Annotated in this window: 25 protein-coding genes; 11 read left to right on the top strand and 14 right to left on the bottom strand. The window is 66.9% G+C overall.

Annotated features, from left to right (window positions below; translation table 11 throughout):
• The first annotated feature begins 34 nt into the window (after positions 1 to 34).
• Complete coding sequence (locus SFB74_RS13205; RefSeq protein WP_432731250.1) at positions 35 to 529, top strand: Lrp/AsnC family transcriptional regulator; 495 nt, start codon at positions 35 to 37, stop codon at positions 527 to 529.
• An 8-nt stretch (positions 530 to 537) separates the two neighbouring features.
• On the opposite strand, the gene SFB74_RS13200 is transcribed toward SFB74_RS13205, so the two are convergent.
• Complete coding sequence (locus SFB74_RS13200) at positions 538 to 1,551, bottom strand: OmpA family protein (protein ID WP_432731248.1); 1,014 nt, start codon at positions 1,549 to 1,551, stop codon at positions 538 to 540.
• A gap of 383 nt (positions 1,552 to 1,934) precedes the next feature.
• Here SFB74_RS13200 and SFB74_RS13195 point away from each other — a divergent pair, with 383 nt between their 5' ends.
• Complete coding sequence (locus tag SFB74_RS13195; RefSeq protein ID WP_432731247.1) at positions 1,935 to 3,848, top strand: ATP-binding protein; 1,914 nt, start codon at positions 1,935 to 1,937, stop codon at positions 3,846 to 3,848.
• 6 nt (positions 3,849 to 3,854) lie between these two features.
• Here SFB74_RS13195 and SFB74_RS13190 read toward each other — a convergent pair whose 3' ends face one another.
• A complete protein-coding gene (locus SFB74_RS13190; RefSeq protein WP_432731246.1) occupies positions 3,855 to 4,748 on the bottom strand; it encodes a LysR family transcriptional regulator in 894 nt (297 codons plus the stop codon).
• A gap of 89 nt (positions 4,749 to 4,837) precedes the next feature.
• On the opposite strand from SFB74_RS13190, the gene SFB74_RS13185 reads away from it, so the two are divergent.
• Positions 4,838 to 5,614, top strand: a complete 777-nt coding sequence (locus tag SFB74_RS13185) for an NAD(P)H-dependent oxidoreductase (RefSeq protein WP_432731245.1) — start codon at positions 4,838 to 4,840, stop codon at positions 5,612 to 5,614.
• Positions 5,615 to 5,677: 63 nt separating this feature from the next.
• On the opposite strand, the gene SFB74_RS13180 is transcribed toward SFB74_RS13185, so the two are convergent.
• From SFB74_RS13180 to SFB74_RS13155, 6 genes are all read right to left on the bottom strand, one after another.
• A complete protein-coding gene (locus SFB74_RS13180; RefSeq protein ID WP_432731243.1) occupies positions 5,678 to 5,989 on the bottom strand; it encodes a hypothetical protein in 312 nt (103 codons plus the stop codon).
• Positions 5,986 to 6,531, bottom strand: coding sequence for a hypothetical protein (locus tag SFB74_RS13175; protein ID WP_432731242.1), 546 nt, complete (start codon positions 6,529 to 6,531; stop codon positions 5,986 to 5,988). The genes SFB74_RS13180 and SFB74_RS13175 overlap by 4 nt, the downstream gene beginning before the upstream one ends.
• 154 nt (positions 6,532 to 6,685) lie before the next feature.
• A complete protein-coding gene (locus SFB74_RS13170; RefSeq protein ID WP_432731240.1) occupies positions 6,686 to 8,779 on the bottom strand; it encodes an alpha/beta hydrolase domain-containing protein in 2,094 nt (697 codons plus the stop codon).
• A 91-nt stretch (positions 8,780 to 8,870) separates the two neighbouring features.
• Positions 8,871 to 9,836 carry a Bug family tripartite tricarboxylate transporter substrate binding protein gene (locus tag SFB74_RS13165; RefSeq protein ID WP_432731238.1) on the bottom strand — a complete coding sequence of 322 codons (966 nt, stop codon included), beginning with the start codon at positions 9,834 to 9,836 and terminating at the stop codon, positions 8,871 to 8,873.
• A 62-nt stretch (positions 9,837 to 9,898) separates the two neighbouring features.
• The gene (locus SFB74_RS13160) at positions 9,899 to 10,264 is read right to left on the bottom strand and encodes an AtuA-related protein (protein ID WP_432731237.1); all 366 of its coding nucleotides are present in this window, start codon (positions 10,262 to 10,264) and stop codon (positions 9,899 to 9,901) included.
• The gene (locus SFB74_RS13155; protein WP_432731236.1) at positions 10,261 to 11,652 is read right to left on the bottom strand and encodes an acyclic terpene utilization AtuA family protein; all 1,392 of its coding nucleotides are present in this window, start codon (positions 11,650 to 11,652) and stop codon (positions 10,261 to 10,263) included. Before SFB74_RS13155 ends, SFB74_RS13160 begins: the two co-directional genes overlap by 4 nt.
• 109 nt (positions 11,653 to 11,761) lie before the next feature.
• Between SFB74_RS13155 and SFB74_RS13150 the strand changes: the two genes are divergently transcribed.
• On the top strand, positions 11,762 to 12,679 hold the full coding sequence (locus SFB74_RS13150) for a LysR family transcriptional regulator (RefSeq protein WP_432731235.1): 918 nt from the start codon (positions 11,762 to 11,764) through the stop codon (positions 12,677 to 12,679).
• 86 nt (positions 12,680 to 12,765) lie between these two features.
• Positions 12,766 to 13,917 (top strand): aromatic ring-hydroxylating oxygenase subunit alpha, encoded by a 1,152-nt coding sequence (locus tag SFB74_RS13145; RefSeq protein WP_432731234.1) that lies wholly within the window; start codon positions 12,766 to 12,768, stop codon positions 13,915 to 13,917.
• A 7-nt stretch (positions 13,918 to 13,924) separates the two neighbouring features.
• On the opposite strand, the gene SFB74_RS13140 is transcribed toward SFB74_RS13145, so the two are convergent.
• The 3 genes from SFB74_RS13140 to SFB74_RS13130 all read right to left on the bottom strand — a co-directional run bounded on the left by SFB74_RS13140 (position 13,925) and on the right by SFB74_RS13130 (position 16,060).
• Positions 13,925 to 14,602, bottom strand: coding sequence for an FABP family protein (locus tag SFB74_RS13140; RefSeq protein ID WP_432731233.1), 678 nt, complete (start codon positions 14,600 to 14,602; stop codon positions 13,925 to 13,927).
• An 85-nt stretch (positions 14,603 to 14,687) separates the two neighbouring features.
• A complete protein-coding gene (locus SFB74_RS13135) occupies positions 14,688 to 15,671 on the bottom strand; it encodes a Bug family tripartite tricarboxylate transporter substrate binding protein (RefSeq protein ID WP_432731232.1) in 984 nt (327 codons plus the stop codon).
• Positions 15,668 to 16,060: a winged helix-turn-helix transcriptional regulator gene (locus tag SFB74_RS13130; RefSeq protein WP_432731231.1), complete on the bottom strand. Its 393-nt coding sequence runs from the start codon at positions 16,058 to 16,060 to the stop codon at positions 15,668 to 15,670. Before SFB74_RS13130 ends, SFB74_RS13135 begins: the two co-directional genes overlap by 4 nt.
• A gap of 109 nt (positions 16,061 to 16,169) precedes the next feature.
• Between SFB74_RS13130 and SFB74_RS13125 the strand changes: the two genes are divergently transcribed.
• From SFB74_RS13125 to SFB74_RS13115, 3 genes are all read left to right on the top strand, one after another.
• Positions 16,170 to 16,487: a DMT family transporter gene (locus SFB74_RS13125; RefSeq protein ID WP_432731230.1), complete on the top strand. Its 318-nt coding sequence runs from the start codon at positions 16,170 to 16,172 to the stop codon at positions 16,485 to 16,487.
• 20 nt (positions 16,488 to 16,507) lie between these two features.
• Complete coding sequence (locus SFB74_RS13120; RefSeq protein ID WP_432731229.1) at positions 16,508 to 17,140, top strand: FMN-dependent NADH-azoreductase; 633 nt, start codon at positions 16,508 to 16,510, stop codon at positions 17,138 to 17,140.
• Positions 17,141 to 17,275: 135 nt separating this feature from the next.
• Positions 17,276 to 17,665, top strand: coding sequence for a DUF427 domain-containing protein (locus tag SFB74_RS13115; RefSeq protein ID WP_432731228.1), 390 nt, complete (start codon positions 17,276 to 17,278; stop codon positions 17,663 to 17,665).
• A gap of 118 nt (positions 17,666 to 17,783) precedes the next feature.
• On the opposite strand, the gene SFB74_RS13110 is transcribed toward SFB74_RS13115, so the two are convergent.
• The 3 genes from SFB74_RS13110 to SFB74_RS13100 form a co-directional block, all read right to left on the bottom strand.
• Entirely contained in the window at positions 17,784 to 18,164 is a 381-nt protein-coding gene (locus SFB74_RS13110) for a helicase SNF2 (RefSeq protein WP_432731227.1), read from the bottom strand.
• A 242-nt stretch (positions 18,165 to 18,406) separates the two neighbouring features.
• Entirely contained in the window at positions 18,407 to 19,225 is an 819-nt protein-coding gene (locus SFB74_RS13105; RefSeq protein ID WP_432731226.1) for an APH(3'') family aminoglycoside O-phosphotransferase, read from the bottom strand.
• An 81-nt stretch (positions 19,226 to 19,306) separates the two neighbouring features.
• Positions 19,307 to 19,777 carry a cupredoxin domain-containing protein gene (locus SFB74_RS13100; RefSeq protein WP_432731225.1) on the bottom strand — a complete coding sequence of 157 codons (471 nt, stop codon included), beginning with the start codon at positions 19,775 to 19,777 and terminating at the stop codon, positions 19,307 to 19,309.
• 171 nt (positions 19,778 to 19,948) lie between these two features.
• Between SFB74_RS13100 and SFB74_RS13095 the strand changes: the two genes are divergently transcribed.
• The 3 genes from SFB74_RS13095 (at position 19,949) to SFB74_RS13085 (ending at position 21,735) form a co-directional block, all read left to right on the top strand.
• Complete coding sequence (locus tag SFB74_RS13095) at positions 19,949 to 20,803, top strand: hypothetical protein (RefSeq protein WP_432731224.1); 855 nt, start codon at positions 19,949 to 19,951, stop codon at positions 20,801 to 20,803.
• Positions 20,804 to 20,868: 65 nt separating this feature from the next.
• Positions 20,869 to 21,225 (top strand): DUF2845 domain-containing protein, encoded by a 357-nt coding sequence (locus tag SFB74_RS13090; protein WP_432731223.1) that lies wholly within the window; start codon positions 20,869 to 20,871, stop codon positions 21,223 to 21,225.
• The gene (locus SFB74_RS13085) at positions 21,226 to 21,735 is read left to right on the top strand and encodes a GNAT family N-acetyltransferase (protein WP_432731222.1); all 510 of its coding nucleotides are present in this window, start codon (positions 21,226 to 21,228) and stop codon (positions 21,733 to 21,735) included.
• The last annotated feature ends 15 nt before the right edge of the window (positions 21,736 to 21,750 follow it).

Raw genomic sequence — 21,750 nt, 5'->3', positions numbered from 1 at the left:
ATGCATCTTTCTTTTGGCCCTTTAAGCTCGATTCATGAAAACCAATCGGCAAACCCCGAACGACAGCGAAGGATCTTTCGACAAGACCGACCTGGCGATCCTGCGGGTGCTCCTGCTCGACTCGCGCAAGACCCTGCAGGAAATCGGCAACGAGGTCGGCCTGTCGCCCACCAGTTGCTGGACGCGCATCAAGAAACTGGAGGCCACTGGCGTCATCAAGCGCTACACGGTCGACGTCGACCCGGCCAAGCTCGGCTACCACGACTCGGTGATCGTGCAGGTCACGCTCGAGAGCCACACCGACGAGACGCTCTACGACTTCGGCCGCACGCTCGCCACTATTCCCGAGATCCAGGAGGCCTACCTCGTCTCGGGCGACTACGACTACTACATCCGCATCGCCGTGCGCGATACGCGCGACTACGAGCGGCTGCTGCGCGAGAAGCTCTACAAGATCCCCGGCATCCGGCACAGCAAGTCGCACTTCGTGCTGCGCGTGCTGAAGGAAGCGAGCGTGCCTGTCATCTGAGCCCGGGCTCAGAGCCGGATCAGCTCCACCCGCCGGTTCTTCGCCCGCCCGGCCTCGCTGTCGTTGGGCGCGACCGGCTCCGAGGCGCCCGCGCCGCGCGTGGTGAAGCGGCGGGGGTCCACTCCGGCCTTCACCAGTACGGCGATCACCGCCAGTGCCCGGCGTTTCGACAGGTCGTCGTTGTGCTTCGCTTCGCCCTGCGCGTCGGTATGGCCCACCACCGACAGCTTCAGCGGCGGGTTGCTGCGCATCAGCTTGGTCATCTCGTCGAGCGTGGGCTGCGACTCGGGGCGGATCACGTCCTTGTCGAGGTCGAACAGGATGCCGTATAGATTGACGCGCCCCGTCTCCGCCAGGCTCTTCTGCATGGCCGTGGCGTCGAGGAACACGATCTTGTTCTCCTCCATCGCCTTGCTCTCCACCACCCGCACGAAGGCGTGGTTGCCGACGTCGGCGTTGTGCTCGGCCAGCGCGATGCTCGCGTAGACGGAGCCGGCGGGCCCGGTCTTCCTGGCCAGCAGGTAGCGGCCGCTCACGGCGAAATAGTTGCGCGCGTAGTCTCCGCGACTGCCCAGGCGGGGCCACTCGGGCTCGTCGAAGGCCAGTGCGAAGTCGTAGGGCGTGGTGGTGTCCACGCTTCCGGGGCGCGGCTTGTAGCACGAGGCATTGGCGGTGCCGCAGCTGAACACGATCTCGAAGCCCTTGGCCTTGAGGCTGGACTCGTAGTTGCGCTGCACCTCCAGCAGCGAGCGCTCCTTGGGCAGCCTGTATAGATAGAGCGTCACCTTTCCTTCGACCTTGAGCAGCTCGGGCTTGCCGCCGCCCCAGTTCTGGAGCGGCTCCTTGATGAGGCCGACCTCGTCGTAGGCCGCGGCCTTGTAACCGTCGAGCACCGAGCCTTCGTAGCGGCCGACGAGGGGGTTGTCCTTGGCCGGCTCGGCGGCGAAGGAGCCGGTGGCCGTCGAGAGCAACGCTCCTGCCGCAAGGCGGGCGAGAAAAACCATGAGGGCAGACTGTTTCATCGACGGGCCCGGAAGAGAAATGAAAGCAGAAAGGGAGGGAAGGAAGAGCGGCACGTCCATGCTAGGGAATGCCGCTGGCGCTGTGCATTCGACGGACGGCCTATGCCGCTCCCCGAGCGCACGGCCGCCCGGTCGCCGCCGTGTTAACAGGCGTAATCGCAGGAGTATTTACCCCAGAACATAATTGCGCCCGGCTCGCGAGGGCGAGACCCGGGCTCCACGGTGTGGAGCCGAACCGCAACGGCTTAGGGCCGCTGCAAACCACAAAGAAGCGACTTCCAAGGCAAAAGCGATCTATGAGGCTGGGCAGCAAGAGCTGTTGGCGAATCGGCAGGTGGATCGCGAAGCTTTTGCTGGCCGCCGCGCCAGTACTCCTGTCTTCAGTGAGCGCCGCCGAGCAGGCACCGGCGACGACGGCGGCGCCGCAATCACCCCATGCCGACGAGGCCGTCCACATCACCCGGGCCGAGCTGCTCTCCGTCACCGGCAACGGCTACACCGCGCCGCCGCGCGACGCGCAGGAGGCTTCGCTTCCTGAAAAGGGCTGGAGAAACGTCAACCTCCCGTACACGGTCGGGCGCGAACTGGTGCCCGACGCGGCCAGCGGCGCGCGCACCGTCACCGACTGGTACCGCCTCGACCTCTCCGGCATCCCGCCGTCGCGCGAGCCCCAGCTGCTCTATCTCCCGCGCTGGAAGACCCTGGGCCACATCGCGGTGTACGGCGACGGCGCCCTGCTCTACCAGTCGCATGGCAGCCCAATCCACAACGGCTACAACCATCCGCTGCTGCTGCCGCTGAACCCGACGGCCGACACGCCGCCGCCCAAGACGGTGCTGATCCGCGTGGACCGCCTGCGCAACAGCGGCAGCGGGTTCTCCACCGTCTGGGTGGGCGACGAGGAATCGCTGAGCTGGCGCTACCAGACCCGCCAGCTGCTGCAGGTGCAGTTGCCCTTCATGGGCAGCGCGGCCTTCCTGGCGGTCGGCGCATTCGCTTTCGCGGTGTGGCTGGGCCGCAGGCGCGAACTGCTCTACCTGCTGTTCTTCGCCATCTCCGCGCTCGCCTTCTTCAGGACGCTGCACTACTACGCGGGCGGCAGCTACATCCCGATTTCCGACGAGTGGTTCGAATGGATGACCGTCTCCAGCCTGCTCTGGCTGGTCATCCTCATCCACCTGTTCCTGCAGCGCCTGCACCAGCAGCCCTCGGTCTGGCTCACCCGCATCGCGGTGACGCTGGCGGTGGCCTGCAGCGTCTCGACGCTGCCGCACCTGTCGGAAAAGATCGTCAGCCTCTACCTGTTCACGCCGCTGCTCAATCTCGCGGTACTGCCGGTGGCGGTGCTGATCTTCACGGTGAACCTGCGCAAGTCGCTGCGCAACCAGCAGAACGAGGGGCGGCTGGTGGCGGGCTGGACGGTGTTCGCGCTCGCGCTGACCTCCTACGACGGGCTGCTGCAGAACAACCTGGTGAGCCCGGAGAGCGTGTACATGTCTCCCTACGCCATCATCAGCCTGTTCTTCGTCTTCTCATACATCATGTTCCAGCGCTACACCGGCGCCTTCGCCGAAGTGGGCAGGCTGAACAGGGGCCTGGCCCTACGCCTGAAGGAGCGCGAGGCCGAGCTGGAGCAGAGCTACCAGCGGCTGCGCGTGAGCGAGAACCAGCACATGCTCAGCGCCGAGCGCCGCCGCCTCATGCAGGACATGCACGACGGGCTGGGCTCTTCGCTCATCAGCGCGATCCGATCGGTGGAACGCGGCGCCATGTCCGAGGCCGAGATCTCCCGCGTGCTCAAGGGCTGCATGGAAGACCTGCGGCTGGTGATCGACTCCATGGAAAGCGTCGACGCCGACCTGCTCCTGCTGCTGGCGACCATGCGCTTTCGCCTGGCGCCGCGCATCGAGAGCGCGGGCATCGCCCTCCAATGGGAGGTGCAGCCCGTGCCCGCCCTCTCATGGCTGGACCCGGACGGCGCGCTGCACATCCTGCGCATCGTCCAGGAGTGCGTGGCCAACGTGCTGCGCCACACGCGCGCCACCACCATCTGCGTCAGCACCACGACGGTGGACGACGGCGTGTGCGTGATCGTCGAGGACAACGGCGGCGGCTTCGACGTGAGCGAGGCCATGCGGCGCGGCGGCCGCGGCCTGCGCAACCAGCAGCGGCGCGCCCAGGAGATCGGCGGCACCGTGAACTGGGAAGCGGGCGCCGCCGGCACGCGCTTCGTGCTCTGGCTTCCGCTGGAGCGCGCGGCCGGAGCCGGCAGCAACAAGATCCTGGGCGTGGCCTGACCCGGCTCAGAGGCTCGCCGCGATGTGCTCGCGCAGCCACCTGTGCGCCGGATCGCGATGCCGGCGCTCGTGCCAGAGCATCGCCATCTCGTAGCCGGGCACCTCCAGCGGCGCCTCCACCACGCTCAGCCCGGCCGCGCCGCGCGCCAGCCGCTCGGGCAGCATCGCGACCATGTCGGTGCCAGCTACCGCCGACATCATGAAAAGAAAATGCGGCACCGACAGCACGACCCGCCGCGCCAGGCCCTTCTGCGCCAGCGCCTCGTCGGTGGGCCCCGCGAAGCCGCCGCCGCCGAGCGACACCACCACATGCTCCAGCGCGCAGAACTGCGCGAGCGTCGGCCGGCGCTTCAGGCGCGGATGGCCGGCGCGCCCAACGAGCACATAGCGCTCGTTGAAGAGCACACGCGCATGCAGCCCCGGCGGCGCGCCCACGCTGGTGTGGAAGAAGAGATCGATCTCGCCGCTTTCGAGCTGCCGCGCCATGCGCGAAGGCACCGCCTCCACCACGGCCAGCCGCGTGTTGGGCGCCGCCGCTCGCAGCCCGGCCAGCGCCGGCAGCAGGATGGCCGACTCGGCGTAGTCGGCGGCTGCAACGCGCCATGTGGTGACGGCCTCGGCCGGCTCGAAGGGCCGTGTCGGCGCCACCGCACGGCCCAGCGCCTCCAGCGCGTCGCGCAGCGGCTCGCGCAGTTCATCGGCCCGCGCGGTGGGCCGCATGCCCCGCTGCGCGGGCAGCAGCAGCGGATCGCCGAACACCTCCCGCAGCTTGGCCAGCTGCACGCTCACCGAGGGCTGCGAAAGGTTCAGCCGCTCGGCAGCACGCGTGACGTTGCGCTCGGCCAGCAAGGTGTCGAGGGTGACCAGCAGGTTGAGGTCGAGGCGGCTGAAATTGTTCATGGCAATTCCTGGAATTCAGACTATTCATTTCCAATATATCTCCATGACACCTAACCTGAGGGCATCTCCACTCGAACCCCAACGAAATCATGAACGTCCTGCTGGTACTTGCCCATCCCGAAGCCGCCTCGCTCAACGGCGCGCTCCATCGCTTCATGGCCGATCGCCTTGCCGCCGCCGGCCACACCGTGCGCGTGTCCGACCTGTACGCCATGCGCTGGAAGCCGGCGCTCGATGCCGACGACTTTCCCGCGCGCGACGCCACCGCGCGCTTCGACCCGGCACTCGATTCGCAACAGGCCTTCGAGGCAGGCACCCAGACCGCCGACATCGCCGCCGAGCAGGAAAAGCTGCTCTGGGCCGACGCGGTGATCCTGCAATTCCCGCTCTGGTGGTATTCGATGCCCGCCATCCTCAAGGGCTGGATCGAGCGCATCTACGCCTACGGCTTTGCCTACGGCGTGGGCGAGCATTCAGACACCCACTGGGGCGACCGCTTCGGCGAAGGCGTCATGGCCGGCAAGCGCGCCATGCTGGTGGTCACGACCGGCGGCTGGGCCTCGCACTATGCGCCGCGCGGCATCAACGGCCCGATGGACGACCTGCTCTTCCCGATCCACCACGGCATCCTCTACTACCCCGGCTTCGACGTGCTGCCGCCCTACGTGGTGCATCGCACCCACAAGGTCGACGAGGCCGCCTATGCGCGCATCACGGATGAACTGGGCCAACGGCTGGACACGCTCTTCACCGCCGACCCGATTCCCTTCCGCCGCCAGAACGCGGGCGACTACGAGATTCCCGCCCTGACCCTGCGCGAGCACATCGCGCCGGGCAAGTCGGGATTCGCGGCGCACACTGCCTGAAGCAGATGCCGGCAGCGCTTATGCCGGCACTTCTCCAACCTGACTCCGGTAGGCCGCCGCAAATCAGACGCCAAAGATCACAACGACCAGCACGATGGCGAAGTCCAGTGCAAGGATGCCGACGATCACCATGAGCAGTGCAAAAAGCGCGAGATACATGACACGCCTTGGAATGCTCGGGGTGGAAGGTACGCGACGCCAGTAGATCCAGAGCCCCCACAGGACCATTGCCGTCCACGCAAGCGGAACAGGCAACCAGTCGGTGGTGATGGTCGGATAGATCGTCCTGGCGAGCACCGAGGTCAACACACCGATGACAGGAAATGCGACCGCCCAGAGGGCGACGCTCAGAGCAAGTCGCCAACCGACTTTCACCGCAGGGCCTCGCCCTTGAAGAAATGCAGGGGCATGGGCTCCTCCCAACCGGGCATCTGATAGCCGGCCACCTTTAGTTCCGGCACATACCCCATCACGCTGCGAAGCAATGCTGCGAGATACGAACTGCTGTTGTACTCACCGGGGTTCATCTTCTCGCCTCTCACTTTGGCCGGAAAACTGTACGGCGAGACATAGCTTGCAAAGTTCAACGCCCGCTTGATCAGCTCCTGCGCGAACGTTTGACGGCTCATACCGCTCGGGGGGTCGAGGGGAATCTTGATGAGCGCTTCACCCGGCAACTGATTTGCATAGATGTTGGTCCTGATTCGCAGGACATTCCGCAGGCCGGCTTCTCCATATGTAGGTTGCCCATCGATTACGGTGATACCGCTGTAGGCATCATCGATCACCAGCGAAATGTGCAGGCTCGGCTTGGGCCTGCTCATCTTACCGATGAAGCCTGCGGCAATCCGTCCGTAGAGAGTGAAGGTCGGCTCGGAATGCTGAGCTCGCCCCACTGAATTGATTTCAGTCGACATGTTCCCCCCTTTTTTTGATAGGCACGCCTTCCGGCGAGCCCATCAATTGGAGGACACACGCATTGCAGTGATAAGTCGATTGGGCCCGCAGGCCGACTGGCCGAACCCGCTGAGGGTCCGACCACTGCGTGCATCACAGCAGATGTCTCGAGTCTCAGGGCAGCACGGGATTGGCCACCGCATTCGCGATCGCCGCGTCCGCATCCACGCGCAGCATGAAGCGCTTCGCCACCAGGTCGTTGGCGGCAGCAGTCACTGCCGCCACGTAGCCCGCCTGGTCGGTATAGCGCTCCTGCAGCGAGGGGCGCGGATCCGCTCCACGCAGCGCGGCCGTCTTCGCGAGCGGGAAGTACGAGCCGAATAGGCCCGCCTGGTCGATGCGCCCGGGCACGCTGGTGTAGTTCCAGCCGGTGTTGGTGCCCAGCGGCACGGCCACGTCGAGGCTGCGGATGCCGGCGATGTCGTTGCCGTCGGTGTCCACCTGCGGCACCAGGATCGCGTAGTCGCGGCCCAGGTAGGCAGGTGGCACCTGCGTGGCGATGCCGCTCTCGTCCTGCGGGCGGTAGTTCGGGCCCCAGTCGAGCAGCGAGTAGGTGTTGACGAGACCGGTGTAGCTCACGCCCGGAATGGCCGGGAACTTGACCTGCTGCGGGCGCACCAACGTGGCGTCGGCGATCTTCGGGACCTGGCTGTCGGGCGGCGTCGTGCCCTTGACGACCCAGTCTTCAAGGTTCTGGTACAGCGCGCGCACCACCGGGATCACGCCGGCATTGCCGTTGGTCGCGTAGAGCGCGCCGGCGCTCGCGCCCGGCAGCGATGCGAGACCCAGCAGGTGGTGCGTGCTCGCGTAGTAGTAGACGCGCGCGTTGGCGGGCTGCACGAGATCGGTCGTGCCCCAGGCGTCGGTCAGCAGCGGCGAACCCTGCAGCACGTAGAACTCGGTGCCGCTGAAGCCGATGAAGAGCTTGGGGCAGGTGCCGCTCGCCTCGCAGCGCGACAGGATGCCGCCGCGACGCTGTGCCACGTCGTCCACATAGTCCTTCGAAAGGCCACGCGTGCCGGCCTGCCCGAAGGCCGTGTGGTCGGAACGCACGCCGCCGCCACCGCCGGGGATGGAGAAGCGCATGTTGATGTTGGTCTGCCGCGCCGCGATCTGCGCGAACACGCCGTCGAACACTTTCTGGCCCGCGCGGTCCTCGTTGAAGCCGAGATGCACGAAGGTCTTCATGAAGTTGCCGCACTGCGAGACGCCGGAGGCGATCGTGTTCCTTATCGCAGCAGCTACCGGGTTGGCCGTGCCGGACGAATCGCTGGCGTCGCGATGGAAGAAGGTGATCATGTCGCGCAACGCCGCGAGACCCAGGCCCATGACCTTCGGGTCTTTAGCGACGTAGACCAGCTCGTACAGGTAGGCGGGGTCCCACTTGTCCTTCAGGCACACGTTGGTCTCGTCGGGCGTGCCGGGAAACGGCGCGGCAGCGCTGCACTTGGCGAACTTCCATTCGCTCGCGGGAATGAGCTGGCGCGCGTCGCCTTCGTTGATGCGGCGCGTGAGCACGTAGCCGGGCTTCGTGTTGTCCAGGCTCGCGGTGGCGTAGGCCTGCATCGCGGCATTGAACGGACCGCCGGGCAGCGGCAGCGAATCGTTGGTCGCGGCGGTGGGCAGCAGCTCGGCGCGATAGGTGCCGGTGATGCTGCTGCCGTCGGCATTCTTCGCGACCGGCACCTTCAGCGTGAGCTTGCCGGCCGCGGCCGGCACGTCGCCTTGCCATGCGGCCGTGAGGAACACATAGCCGCGCGAGGCGAAGTACGGATCGAGGTTCACGATGTTGCCGCGGTTCGGCGCGTCGTAGCGCAGCACGCCGCTGGCCTTGCTCATGTCCTTGGGCTTGAAGAGCACGAAGTCGGACGTGTACTCGACCTTGCCGTTGGCGTTGAGCGGCGCGAGCTGCAGGTCCTGGATGATCGCGTTGCGCGCGTCCTTCGGATCGACCTCTCCGGTGAAGGTGCCGCTGATCTTCTCGTAGGCGCCGGCGCTGCCGAAGGTGCCCGGCACATCTTCCGTGGCGGTGATGGCGAGCTTGTATTTCGGCGCGGAGGCGGTCGCCGGTGGTGTCGTGGCCGGCGGCGTGGTCACGGGCGGCAGCAGTAGCCCACCGCCTCCCCCGCCGCCGCTGCCACCGCAGCCGCTCAGAAGAAAAAGGGCGGCCGAAGCCACCGTGGCAGCCCTGAGGCTCCAGCGTTTCATGGTTTGTCTCCTTCGTTGTGGATCTTTTGTCTGCGCGCGGCGCCGATCTCCGCTACGGCGTACAGGCTGCCCGGCTTGGCGGGCCGTCAGGTCACTCGGCCTCGATGCCGGCGGCCTTCACGATGCGGCCCCACTTCTGCGACTCGCCAGCCTGGAACTTGCCGAGCTCCTCGGGCGAACTGGTGAACACCTCGGTGCCGGTCGGCTCGTAGAACGCGGTTTTCGCGGCCTCGCTCTTCGCAGCCTTCACCAGCAGCTCGTTGAGCCGCTTGACCACGGCCGGCGGCGTCTTCGCGGGCGCGTAGGCCGCGAACCAGTAGCCCATCTCGTAGCCCTTCACCCCGGCTTCGGCGATGGTTGGCACGTCGGGCGCGAGCGCCGAGCGCGTGGAGCTGGAGAAGCCCAGCGCGCGCAGCTTGCCGGCCTTGACCTGCGGCAGGCCGGTGGCGGTGTCGGTGATCATCATGTTGATCTGCCCGCCCAGCAGGTCGGTCACGGCGAGCGTGTTGCTCTTGTAGGGCACGTGCAGCAGCCTGATATCGGCCATCTGCTGCAGCAGCTCGCCCGCCATGCGGCTCGAAGAGCTGCCGCTGCCGAAGCTGTACTTGCCCGGCTCCTTCTTTGCGAGCGCGATGAACTCGGCCACGCTCTTCGCGGGGAACGTGGGGTTCACCACCATGATCTGGCCGCCCTTGCCCAGCGCGGCGACTGGCGCGAAGTCCTTCACCGGGTCGTAGGGCAGCTTCTTGAACAGGTGCTCGTTGGCCGCGTGCGTGGTGTTGGTGGTGATGAGCACCGTGTAGCCGTCGGCCGGAGCCTTGGCGACGTTCTGCGAGGCGATGAAGCCGCTGGCGCCGGCCCTGTTGTCGATGACCACGGCCTGCTTCGTCTCGGCGGTGATCTGGTTGCCGAGCGCGCGTGCGATCTGGTCGGTGGCGGTGCCCGCCGCGAAGGGCACGACGAAGGTGATGGGCTTCTCGGGGAAGGTCTGCGCGTGGCCCGGCAGCGATGCCACGACCATGGCGGCAGCCAGCGCGGCGAGGGGGAACAGCTTCATTGTCTTGTCTCCGTATGAGTCAGGTGAAAAAAAAGGAAAAAGGGGAAAAAGGGACGCCGCGGCTACGGCCCGGCCAGCAGCGGTTCGAGCTCGCGCGGCACGCGCACCGGCATGTCGAGCAGCAGGAAGGAAAGCGCCTTGCCGTGCGTGTCGAGGTTCAGTGCGTCGTTGACGCCGCCGTCGAGCACCGCATCGAGCACGAAGTTCATCGCGTGCAGCTTGGGCAGCAGGAAGCGCTGCACCTGCGAAGGCGCGCGATGGTGGAATTGCGCCGCCACGCGCTCGGGCGTGAGCTGCCCGACCAGCACGGGATAGAGCCGCGGATGCCAGGCGATGACGCTGATGTTCGACCGGTCGCCCTTGTCGCCGGTGCGGCCGTGGGCGGCGCGGTACAGCGGCACTTCGACGGCGTCTGCAATGCCGTTCATGCCAGTTCCTCCTGCGGAATCAGTTCGAAGCGCACCGGTATCGCCTCGCGCGGCAGCAGGCACGACAGCGTGTTCAGCCTGGGCGTGAGCGCGGTGCGCACGCCACCGCCGCCCGCCGGGCCGCAGGTGTAGAGCGCCGTCACCTCGCGCACCAACCGCTCGGCCTGCGCGCGCTCGGCGTGCGAAGCCGCGACGCGCAGGCGCACGTCGCGCAGGCCGGCATCGGGCGTATCCGCCAGCGCACGGCCGGCGTCGTCGCCGAAGATGCTCAGCGCGCCGATCAGGTCCACGCGCAGCGAGAGGCCGTCGAGGCGCTGTCTCAGCACATCCGCCGCGAGCCGGGCCCGGGCCTCGGCGCGTGGGCCGGCGTAGGAGATTTCGCCCTCGGCCAGCCAGCCGCCTTCATGGCACACGTTGACCTTGTAGCGGTCCGGCCGCGCGTGACCGCACACGCCCGAGAGCGCGACCCGATCGGTGCCCGCGAGCGCCTGCACCTCGGCTTCGGAAATGTCGGCGACCACGTCGGGCGTCAGGTAGGCCGCCGGGTCGTGCACCTCGTAGAGCAGCTGTTCCTTCACCGTCGCCTCGCTCACGAGGCCGCCCGTGCCGTCGGCCTTGAAGATGGTGCAGCGGCCGTCGGCGTCGATCTCGGCAATCGGGAAGCCCACCGATTCCAGCCCCGGCACGTCCTTGTAGCCCGGGTCGGCGAAGTAGCCGCCGCACACCTGGGCACCGCATTCGAGCAGATGGCCGGCCATGGTCGCGCGGGCCAGCCGGTTCCAGTCGTCGGCGCGCCAGCCGAAATGCGACATGGCAGGGCCGACTGTCAGCGACGGATCGGCCACGCGGCCGCACACCACGATCTGCGCGCCAGCGTCGAGCGCGGCGGCGATGGGCTCGGCGCCGATATAGGCATTGGCGCTCACCACGCGCAGGCCCGCGATGCGCGCGCCGAGCGCCTCCTGCAGCATCGCGCGATGCTCCGGGCCCGACAGGTCGTCGCCCTCCACCACCGCGATGCGCGGTGCGCCCGCACCGAGTTCGCGCGCCATGCGGGCGATGTGCCGTGCTGCGGCACGCGGATTGGCCGCGCCGAAATTGCTCACGATGCGGATGCCATGCGCCAGGCAGCGCGCGAGCACGGGCCGCAGCATGTGGTCGAGCAGCGGCTCGTAGCCAGCCTCGGGGTTGTCGCGGCGGCGCAGCTGGGCCAGCGCGAGCGTGCGTTCGGCCAAGGTCTCGAAGATCAGGAAGGCACGCTGCCCCTGCGGACCAGCGGCCAGCCGCGCGATCAGCGTGTCGACCACCGGCCCGGCGGCGTCGGTGCGGTCGCCCGAGAAGCCTGCGGCGCAGCCGATCAACAGCGTTGGCTTGTCAATGAGGTTCATCGCGGCGCACTTTAGGCAGCGGCCGGTCATCCGTAAAATCGAAAATACGGATCGATTGATCCGCTTTTCAAATAAAAAGCCGGCCACAGGCACCGGAGACAGAAAAGACATGAGGAAGACGCCCGACCTCTCGACGCGCCAGCTGCGCGCCTTTCTCGCGCTGGCCGAGCACCGCAACTTCACGCGCGCGGCGCAGGGCAGCCATCTGTCGCAGCCCGCCTTCAGCGCGCTGATACGCACGCTCGAAGACGCCGTCGGCACACGGCTTTTCGACCGCGACACGCGCAGCGTGCAGCTCACGCCCGAAGGCCGGCTCTTCGAAGGCTCGGCGCGCCGGCTGCTCGACGACATGGGCAGCGCCATGGGCGACCTTGCCGACCATGTCGAGCGCCGCAAGGGCCGCGTGCGCGTGGCCGCCCTGCCTTCGCTCGCGGCCGGCTGGCTGCCGACCGTCTTCGCGGAGTTCATGCAGGCCTGGCCGGGCATCCGCATCGACCTGGATGACGCGCTCTCCGATGCCTGCATCGCACTCGTGCGCAGCGGCCAGGCCGACTTCGCGCTCGCTGCCTCGGGCGCGGGCGGCACGGCCGACAGCGACCTGCGCGCAAGCAGGCTCTGCACCGACCGCTTCCACCTCGTGTGCCGCGCCGACCATCCGCTCGCGCACGAGCCACGGCTGACGGTCAAGAAGATCGCGCCCTACCCGTTCATCCAGATGGCGCGCAACAGCAGCGTGCGGCAGGCGCTCGACGCGGCGCTGCATCCGCAGAGACTGAACGCAGTGTTCGAAGTGGAGCACCTGGCCACCGTGATGGGACTGGTCGAAGCCGGCCTGGGCATCAGCGTGGTTCCGGCGCTCACGCTGTTCCACTTCCAGCGCGAAACGCTGGTGACACGGCCGCTGCCGGTAGCTGCCCTCACACGCACGCTCTACCTGGTGCAGCGGCGCGAGGGCAGCCTGTCGGTGGCCGCGCAGACGCTGCACGACCTGATCGTCGAGCGGCTCGGGTCGCTGCGGCTGGACTGAGGGCTGGCGTTCTCCACCCGTCCGTCTGGGCGAAGATGACCAGTTGAGCCAAGCCATGGCGCGCTCCTCTCGCCACAATCGCGCGCATGCAGCAAGAAGAACAGATCGCTCTTGTCCGGCGCGCGCTCGCGCTGATCGAGACCGGCGGCAGCGAGCGCGGCGAGCCGGCCGTGAGCCCGGTGACGCGATACATCGATCCGGCACGCCACGAGCTGGAGGTGGAGCGCATCTTCCGCCGCTATCCGCTGGCGCTGTGTCCTTCGGGCTCGCTGCCGAATGCCGGCGACAGCTTCGCGATCGACGTGGCCGGCATCCCACTGCTGTTCGTGCGCGGGCAGGACGGAAAGATCAATGGCTTCGTCAACGCCTGCCGCCATCGCGGCGCCCGGCTGAAGCCGCCCGGCGCATCGCCGGGCCAGCGCGCGCTGATCTGCCCTTATCACAGCTGGACCTACGGCCTCGATGGCGCCCTGCGCGGCCGCCCCTCGGCCGAAGACTTTCCGCATGCACCGGCATCGCAATGCAGCCTGGCGCGCGTGCCGGTCGCGGAGGCGCTGGGCTTCGTCTGGGCCATTCCGCGCGTGCTGGCCGATGGAGAAAACGACTGGCTCGACATGGGCGAGTGGCTGGGCCGCTTCGGCGCCGACCTGCGTTCGTGGGGCTACGACGGCTGGGTGCCTTTCCACCAGCGCGCCTTCGACAACGCGGCCAACTGGAAGATCCCCTTCGAGGCCAACCTGGAGACGTACCACTTCCAGTACGCGCACCGCGACAGCATCGCCGGGCTCTTCTACGACAACCTGCTGGTGGCCGACCACGAGCGGCAACACCAGCGCCTCTTCCTGCCCAAGCGCAGCATCGAGGGGCTGCGTGATGTACCCGAGCATGAGTGGCAGGTAGGGCCGCACTCGAACATCATCTACTACTTCTTCCCCGCGACCTTCATCCTGCACGAGGGCGATCACGCCAATGCGTTCACGGTGCTGCCGGAGTCGCCGGGCCGCTCGCGCGTGATCGCGAGCACGCTGATCCCCGAGTTGCCGAAGACGGAGAAGTCGACCAACTACTGGCGCAGGAACGTCGAATCGTTCTGGGGTGCGCTCGACGAAGATTTCGCGCTCGGCGTGTCGGCGCAGTCCACGCTCACGAGCGGCGCGCAGTCGTCGCTGTACTTCGGGGCTACGGAATGCTGCTCGGCGCGCTTCCACGCGGACGTGGAAGCAGCGCTCGCGGCGTAGAGACGGTTCAGGCCGCCGCGGTGCCCGCTTCCGCTTCCATCGCCGCGCGCGCCGTCGGGTTCGGCGTGGGCTCGCCGATCTTGCGCATCGTGTTGCGGTCGGTGTGACTGAAGGGCTCGGGCTTGCCGAGCACGTCCAGCACCGTCTCGAGCTCGTACGACCAGCTGCCGTCGTCGTGCACCGTCACCTCGATGCTGTAGCGCAGCGTCTTGAACGCGTGCTCCAGGAACGGGTTGGCCACGATGCCGTTGGTCTCGCCGCCGCGCACGGCCTCGAGCCTGAAGCTGCGGTCGTCGGCCTTGGCGCGGCCGGTGGCCATGGCGGTGAGCCCGCGCGGAATGGTCAGCGTCTGGATCAGCGCGCCCGTGGATGGCTCCCAGAGCCAGTAGCCGACCTGGTCGTGGAAGCTCTCGACCTCGTCGGGCTTGACGATGCGCAGGTGGTAGCGCAGCCCGTAGAAGATCTGCGGCCCGTTGGTCTGCGCGTCGATGGGCTGGAACTCCGCATGCTCGATGTAGGCCTCGGCTTCGGGGCCGTCTTCCTTGGGGCTCACGTCGTGGCCGGCGGTGCCGGTCCAGATGCCGGCCAGCGCGGCGAGCGGGCCCAGGTTGGCCAGCGTGTGCGGATCGGGCTCCGGCTCGGTGTAGATGTCGCTGGGGAATGGGGTCGCGGGCTGCTGTTCCATGTTCTTCTCTTCCTTCCTCGATGATTCTTTGGGTGGGGGTGCCGGAGTGTCGCTCACCAGCCTTCCGCTTCCCTGACTCGCCGCCTCACTGGTCGAGCCGGATGCCGACCTTGGCGATGATCGCGCCCCATTTGCGGCCCTCGGCATCGATGAAGGCCCTGAACTCCTCGGGCGAACCGCCGCCTGCCACCAGTCCCTGGTTGGCCAGCAGTTCGCGCACCGCCGGCTCGCGCAGCACGGCGTTGACGTCGGCATTGATCCGCTCCACCACCTCGTGCGGCGTGCCGGCGGCGGTGAAAAGGCCGTTCCAGGCCAGCGACTCGAAGCCGGGATAGCCCGACTCAGCCACCGTGGGCAGGTCCTTCATGAGTTCGGAACGCTTCGCGCTGGTGATGGCGATGAGCTTCACACGCTGGCCCTGGATCAGCGGCAGCAGCGCCGGCGCCACCGTGAAGAGCGCTTGCGTGTCGCCGGCCGCCAGCGAAAGCCCGGCGGGCGGCGAGCCCGAATACGGCACATGCACCGCCTCGATGTGCGTCGCGCTGCGGAAGAGCTCCATCGTGAGATGCGACGAACTGCCCGCCCCCACCGACGCATAGCTGAACCTGTTGCCGCGCTTCTTCGCCCATTCGACGAATTCGGGCAGCGTGCTGGCGGGGTTGTCGGCCTGCACCGCGAGCACGTTGGGCTGCGAGGTCGTGAGCACGATCGGGATGAGGTCGCGCGCGGGCGCATAAGGCATGCGGGCGTACATGTAGGGACCGAATGCGATCGGTCCGTTGAAGCCGATGCCCAGCGTGTAGCCGTCGTGCGGCGCCTTGGCGACGGTGTCCATGCCGATCAGGCCGCCGGCGCCGGCCTTGGTTTCGATCACCACGGGCTGCTTCCACATCACGCGCAGGCGATCGGCGAGCGTGCGGGCGATCAGGTCGAGCGAACTGCCGGCGGGCGCGGGAACGATCACGCGCACCGGCTTCGAAGGCCACGTCTGCTGCTGCGCCTGCGCGCCTGCGGTCAGCAGGCCGGCGAACAGGAGGACGGCAAGAGCGGCGAACGGGTTCTTCCTCACTTCCGCGCCTCCTCTCGCGCCGCATCGATCTGCGCGTGATTGGCCTCGGCCCAGCGGTCGACCGCGATCAGCGTCCTGCTCAGCGACAGCCCCAGGGGGCTCAGCCTGTATTCGACGTGCGGCGGCACGGTCTGGTGGTCTTCGCGCAGCACCAGCCCGTTGAGCTCCAGGTCGCGCAGCGTCTGCGTGAGCATCTTCTGCGAGATGCCGCCCACCTTGCGCAGCAGCTCGTTGTTGCGCTGCGGCTTGCCGCGCAAGAGCGGAATGAGCAGCAGCGCCCACTTGTTGGCGATGAGCTCCAGCACGCGGCGCGAGGGACAGTCCGCGCTCCACACATCGGCGGGAGCCGGCTCGGCCTCTGCCACATCCAAGGTCTTCTGCGACGGCATCTTTGAATTTCCCATGGTTACCAGAAGGTGCGTACTTGTTGATCGGTGCCCGGGCCGGAATTATCCGGTTCCTCTTTTCCGCAACGAACGACATCGAAGGAGTTTTTTCATGGGTTGGATATTTCTGCTGGCGGCCGGACTGGTCGAGATCGCGATGGCCGCCGCGCTCAAGCAGTCGGAAGACTGGTCGCGGCTCGTGCCGTCGGTGATCGGCGTGCTGACCGCGCTGCTCAGCATCTACCTGCTGGCCCGGGCGCTGCGCTACCTGCCGCTGGGCCCGGCCTACGCGATCTGGACCGGCATCGGCTCGGTGGGCGTGGTGCTGATGGGCGTGTTCTTCTTCGGCGAAGCGCTCTCGGCGGTGCGCCTGGCATGCATCGCCATGGTGATCGGCGGCACCGTGGGCCTGCGCCTGGTCAACGCCTGATGCGTAAAGGAAACAGAATCGTGACCACACGCATCCTGCATATCGAGGCATCGCCTTCCGGCGAACGTTCGCGCTCCACCGACACGGCTCGCCACTTCCTGCAACGGCATCGCGAACTTCATCCCGAGGTGGAGATCGAGACGCTGTGCCTCTGGGACATGGAGCTTCCCGCGTTCGACGCGACGATGATCGAAGCCAAGTTCGCCGTGCTGCGTTCCACCAGCGCCACCGAGGAACAGAAGCGCCGCTGGCAAGGCGCCGTGCAACTGGCACGCGCCTTCAATGCAGCCGACAAGTACGTCTTCAGTCTGCCGATGTGGAATTTCGGCATTCCTTACATACTGAAGCACTACATCGATATCGTTACCTTGCCAGGCGAAAACTGGCTCTGGACGCCACAGGAAGGCTATAGCGGCCTGCTGCACGGCAAGCGCGCGGCGCTCGTCTATTCGAGTGCCGGGGACTATCCCGTGGGCGTGCCGTCGCACGATAAGGATTTCCAGAAACCATACATGCGCACCTGGCTCGGCTTCCTCGGAATCGACCACGTTGTCGAGCTGACGGCGGCACCAACGCTTGCCTCACCGGAGGCCGTCGCGGCCTCCCTGGCCCGGGCACGAAATGAAGCCGAAAGGCTTGCAGAGCGCTTCTGATGGGGTCCTGGCCTTTAACCATGTCGGGAATGGGCTGATTTTCAAGGGACTTCAAATCGACACGCGGTCGCGGCAATATCCGCATCCCCCGATTCTTGTGTCACCTGATCTGACCTGAGGACTAAGGAGCTTTCCATGTTCGCTACCGCAGAGCGCACCATCAAGACCCCCGGCCCCGACCACCCGATCACCATCACACCCAATCCGCTGCGCGTGGTGGTGTCGGTCGACGGCCGCGTCATTGCCGATACGCGCGAGGCACTGACCGTGCGCGAGGCGCATTTCGGTACGGTGCACTACTTCCCTCGCAAAGACGTGAAGATGTCGCTGCTGGAACGCACCAGGCATGCGACCTACTGCCCGTACAAGGGCGAGTGCAACTACTACAGCATCCCCGCCGGCGGCGAGCGCTCGGTGAATGCGGTGTGGACCTACGAGTCGCCGTACGACTCGGTCTCGCAACTCAAGGACTACGTGGCCTTCTATCCCGATCGCGTCGGGCCTATCGAAGAGCGCGTCTACTGAAGGCTGCGCGCACCAGATTCACAGCCGGATACACGAACAAACGAGCAAACAAAAAGCCGGGCCCTGCTTTCGCGGGGCCCGGCTTTTTTTGCTTTCGCGCTTTTCGCGCTACCGACGATTACAGCGGCAGTGCATCGCCGCGCGCTGCCGCACGGGCAGCGGCACGCACGGTGGAGCGATCGACGCCGCTGGCCAGGACCGGAGCGACACGCGAGGTCACGCCTTCGGCATACGGGTTCTCGCTGTGGGCGGCGGCCACGGCTTCGGCGCGGACGGCGGCGCGGCTGGTGGTGGAAGCGATCAGCTGCACGGGGCCCTGGTTGGCGCCGTCTGCATACGGATTGCCGCTGCGTGCGGCAACCACGGCCTGGCTGGCAACGTCGGCACGGCTTGCGGCCGAGGTCAGTTGATGCACGCCGTCATAGCTTTCGGCATGGGCGGCACCGGCGGCGGCCAGCAGAGCAACGGCGATGGCGGAGAGGAGCTTCGAGGCGGTCATTTGGATTTCCTTCAATTCAGTTCTTTGCATACGGGATGGTTTCGAACCGGTCTTGGGTGGGGCACCGTCCCTTTCGGGGGCGGCCACCTCGCTCGGGGCCTGTTCATCCAGACTGGCTTGTTTGTTTTCGGCTGGTCTGTGGAATGAATTGTGAGCCGCCGAATAGGTAAAAACCCGCAGCAAAAAGAACCGCGGCGTTCATGCGATGGAAACAATCGCAGCGCCGCAGCGGGCGTGCCCCCTCAGCCCCAGGTCAGCGGATCGAGGCGCAGGTAGAACTCGAGCCGCCCGTCATCGGGCTCGCCGATCTCCAGGGTGTCGAACAGGCTTCTGCGAGCAGCAAGCTCGTCGTCCGGGCCGCGCCAGCTGTCGCGTGCATTCGCGAGAAAGAGCGACAGGTCGACGTACCGGTCGGCGGTGCCGAGCCGGCCCAGGTCGATCAGCCCGGTGCAGCGAAGCGTCTGCGGATCGACCATGAAGTTCGGCATGCACGCATCGCCGTGGCACACCACGCGGTCGCGTGCCTCCTGCGCCAGGCGCTGCGGCAATTGCACGCGCAGGGCATCGAGAAGCAGCGGCGGTGGAATGTCCTGCTGATCCGGGTCCAGGAACTCCTTGTTGACCGCATCGCGCGCGACCACGTCCGCGGCGCGATCGAACATCGTCGAGAGAGCGCGTGCGAACGGGCAATCCGCCGCAGGAACTTCGTGTAGCAGCCTGAGCCGCCGCGCCATCGAAGGCCACGCCTGCAGCAGCTTTTCAGCGGAAAGTTCGCTCGCGGGCACGCCGGGAACGGCACTCGTCACCAGGCAGGCACCCGCTGGCGATGCACGCCAGTCGAGCACTTTCGCGGACCCCAGATCGAAAGGCGCCAGCCATTCGGTGCGAAGCCGTTCGCCGGCCAGCGACTCCACGCCGCCGGCACTTCCGACCGACACCTTGGCGAATGCCGAGCCATCGCTGCGGCGATAGACGCTGTCTTCCGACTCGCCGAGATTCACTGCGAGCCATTCGATGCCTGCTGGCGGAGCGGGAAGAAGGTGCCGGGGGTCCAGGTGCATGTGAAGACAGGTGCGGGTGTGTTGCCAGGTTGCTCCTGGGAATCTATCCAATCCCGACCGCCACGCCCTCAATGCCCCTATCTATCGACCAGCCTGCGCCACGCTCACCACGCCCTTCATCCCCGCGTCGTAGTGCCCCGGCTGCAGGCATCCGAAATCGACCTTCCCGGCTTTCGTGAACTGCCAGACGACTTCACCGGTCTTGCCCGGCGCCAGCGTCACCATGTTCGGCTCGGCGTGCTCCATCTCCGGGTTCTTCATCATCGCGGCGTAGTGCGACTTCAGCTCCTGCGCGGTGCCCAGCACCAGCTCGTGCTTCAGCTTGCCCGAGTTCCTGACCACGAAGCGCACGGTCTCGCCCTGCTTGACGCTGATGTCGGCGGGCGTGAAGCGCATGCCGTCCGTCATGTCGACCTCGACCGTGCGGGTCGCCTTGGCGGCCACGCCGGGCTTGCCGATGGCGTCGTTGTGCGCACCAGAGGCCGACGCGCCGGAGGCGAACACGGCGAGCAGCGTTGCGAAGGCGGAGGTGGCGAGGAATGCGTATTTCATGATGCGATGCTCCTTGAGATGGATGAGGAATGAAGAAGAAAGCAGACAGACCGACACCGCCGGATTCTGGAAAGCCCGCCCGGCCACCGCCTTTCACGCGGATTACAAGGGCGTAATCCACATGCCCGCCCGTAAGATGGCGCGCTCCGTCCCGGAGCGAAGAAGAAAAAGATGTCCCACCCCATCTACCTTTCCAGCTCGAACCTGCCGCGCATGCCCGAAGGCAGCCGCAACGAATGGCGCGGCTTCTTCGGCCACGGTGCAGAGCTGGAAGCCAATGCCTTCTTTCCGCTGTTCTGGCGCGCGCTCTTCAGCGAAGGCGACATCCGCCACGCACGCTTCATCGACTCGTACGACGTCGACGACGAAGACAGCACCATCGAACGCGAGGAGTGCCTGGAAGACTTCGGCGCCGAAGCCACCTACCCGTATCTCGTCACCGACAAGGCCACCGCGCTCGCACGGCTCGCAGCGCGGCGCGAAGCCGTCGTCGCAGCCATCGGCGAGGGCTACCGGCCGCTCTACGAAGGCTTCGAGGCCTGGACCGCACAAGGCTTCGCGAGCCACATCCTGCTGCGAACCGAAGGGCTGCCCGATGCCGCCGATGCCGAGCCGTGGCTTCGCGCCGAATTGACCCTCATCGACCGGCTGGGCGACAGCAGCGCCCTCGCCAACCTCATGTCCGATCTCTCGCGCCACGACGCCGACCCGGTCTGGCTGCTGGCTGGCGTCGGCGCATCGCCGGATGGCCCGTGGCCCCCACCGGAATTGAGAGCCCTCTTTCCCGATCCGAGGCAACGAAAGCCGCGAAAAGAAGGAGCGGCGTCCCGGCCCGTGGAACACAGGAGCAAGCCCAGGAGTTGGATCGATCCCGTGCTCGAATGGATGGCCGTCGTTCTGTCCGCCGGCGCGGGGCTGGGCACCTATGCGTTCACGCGGTCGATCTGGCTGACCCTGCTCGTGTTTCTCTGCGCGGCCGTCGCGCTGGGCTTCGGCGTCGCGAAGCTGCGCGGATCGAGGTCCTGATGAAGGCAAGGGAAACTATCGGGACCGGCCGCGGTCCCAGCCTGCACAAGGAGCCTTCCGACACCATGCGCACATTCGCCGCGAGCGCCCTCTTCTGTCTTGTCGCCCTCATGCACGCCGGCGGCGCATCGGCCCAGTCGCTGAGCTGCGGCGGATCGCTCTCCGGCGTGGGCGATTCCAAGTTCTCCGTGGTGCAGAAATGCGGCGAGCCGATGTCCAAGGAGTTCGTCTGCGTGCCCCGCCCGCAGGTGGCCTGGGTGCCTTCTCCCTACCCGGGCGGCCCGGCGCAGCAGGTGGTGACGCAGGCATGCGTGCCGATGGAAGACTGGGTGTATCACCGCGGCCAGGGCAACTTCCTCGGCATCGTGAGGTTCTACAACGGCGCGGTCGAATCGGTGCGCGACGGCGAGAAGATGCGATAGATGAACATCAAGATCAGAAACGAAGCAGCATCCGACGCTACGGCCATCGAGGCCGTGACAGTCGCGGCCTTTCTCGAGGCCGAGCATTCGAGCCACACGGAGCAATTCATCGTCACCGCCTTGCGGCGCGCCGGCCAGCTTTCAGTCTCGCTCGTTGCGGAGGATGCCAGCGGGCTCGTCGTCGGCCACGTCGCAATCTCGCCGGTGCGCATTTCCGACGGCTCGGCCGACTGGTACGGGCTCGGCCCGGTTTCGGTCACACCCGGGCATCAGGGACAGGGCATCGGCACGCAGCTCGTGAACAAGGCGCTGACCGCATTGCGCGAGTTGGGCGCAGCGGGTTGCGTGGTGCTTGGCGACCCTGCCTACTACGGCCGCTTCGGCTTCGCGGCCACGCCGGGGCTGATCTACCCCGGTGTGCCGCCGCAATACTTCCAGGCACTGCTCCTGGCCGGCGCGATGCCCTCGGGCACCGTCTCGTATCACGCGGCCTTCGAGGCGACTGCCTGAACGAACGCGGCGCCG

This window comes from Variovorax xiamenensis, assembly GCF_050916385.1.
GTDB lineage: Bacteria > Pseudomonadota > Gammaproteobacteria > Burkholderiales > Burkholderiaceae_C > Variovorax.
Note: the sequence above shows the minus strand (reverse complement) of the source record. Positions and strands in the feature narration are given on the sequence as shown.

Bases quoted from the DNA above. Each gene is read 5' to 3' on its own strand.
- SFB74_RS13205 (WP_432731250.1), top strand. From the start codon at position 35: ATGAAAACCAATCGGCAAACCCCGAACGACAGCGAAGGATCTTTCGAC.
- SFB74_RS13105 (WP_432731226.1), bottom strand. From the start codon at position 19,225: ATGCACCTGGACCCCCGGCACCTTCTTCCCGCTCCGCCAGCAGGCATC.
- SFB74_RS13090 (WP_432731223.1), top strand. From the start codon at position 20,869: ATGCGCACATTCGCCGCGAGCGCCCTCTTCTGTCTTGTCGCCCTCATG.
- SFB74_RS13175 (WP_432731242.1), bottom strand. From the start codon at position 6,531: ATGTCGACTGAAATCAATTCAGTGGGGCGAGCTCAGCATTCCGAGCCG.
- SFB74_RS13130 (WP_432731231.1), bottom strand. From the start codon at position 16,060: ATGCCGTCGCAGAAGACCTTGGATGTGGCAGAGGCCGAGCCGGCTCCC.
- SFB74_RS13200 (WP_432731248.1), bottom strand. From the start codon at position 1,551: ATGAAACAGTCTGCCCTCATGGTTTTTCTCGCCCGCCTTGCGGCAGGA.
- SFB74_RS13095 (WP_432731224.1), top strand. From the start codon at position 19,949: ATGTCCCACCCCATCTACCTTTCCAGCTCGAACCTGCCGCGCATGCCC.
- SFB74_RS13190 (WP_432731246.1), bottom strand. From the start codon at position 4,748: ATGAACAATTTCAGCCGCCTCGACCTCAACCTGCTGGTCACCCTCGAC.
- SFB74_RS13115 (WP_432731228.1), top strand. From the start codon at position 17,276: ATGTTCGCTACCGCAGAGCGCACCATCAAGACCCCCGGCCCCGACCAC.
- SFB74_RS13100 (WP_432731225.1), bottom strand. From the start codon at position 19,777: ATGAAATACGCATTCCTCGCCACCTCCGCCTTCGCAACGCTGCTCGCC.
- SFB74_RS13150 (WP_432731235.1), top strand. From the start codon at position 11,762: ATGAGGAAGACGCCCGACCTCTCGACGCGCCAGCTGCGCGCCTTTCTC.
- SFB74_RS13170 (WP_432731240.1), bottom strand. From the start codon at position 8,779: ATGAAACGCTGGAGCCTCAGGGCTGCCACGGTGGCTTCGGCCGCCCTT.
- SFB74_RS13185 (WP_432731245.1), top strand. From the start codon at position 4,838: ATGAACGTCCTGCTGGTACTTGCCCATCCCGAAGCCGCCTCGCTCAAC.
- SFB74_RS13145 (WP_432731234.1), top strand. From the start codon at position 12,766: ATGCAGCAAGAAGAACAGATCGCTCTTGTCCGGCGCGCGCTCGCGCTG.
- SFB74_RS13165 (WP_432731238.1), bottom strand. From the start codon at position 9,836: ATGAAGCTGTTCCCCCTCGCCGCGCTGGCTGCCGCCATGGTCGTGGCA.
- SFB74_RS13160 (WP_432731237.1), bottom strand. From the start codon at position 10,264: ATGAACGGCATTGCAGACGCCGTCGAAGTGCCGCTGTACCGCGCCGCC.
- SFB74_RS13125 (WP_432731230.1), top strand. From the start codon at position 16,170: ATGGGTTGGATATTTCTGCTGGCGGCCGGACTGGTCGAGATCGCGATG.
- SFB74_RS13155 (WP_432731236.1), bottom strand. From the start codon at position 11,652: ATGAACCTCATTGACAAGCCAACGCTGTTGATCGGCTGCGCCGCAGGC.
- SFB74_RS13085 (WP_432731222.1), top strand. From the start codon at position 21,226: ATGAACATCAAGATCAGAAACGAAGCAGCATCCGACGCTACGGCCATC.
- SFB74_RS13110 (WP_432731227.1), bottom strand. From the start codon at position 18,164: ATGACCGCCTCGAAGCTCCTCTCCGCCATCGCCGTTGCTCTGCTGGCC.
- SFB74_RS13140 (WP_432731233.1), bottom strand. From the start codon at position 14,602: ATGGAACAGCAGCCCGCGACCCCATTCCCCAGCGACATCTACACCGAG.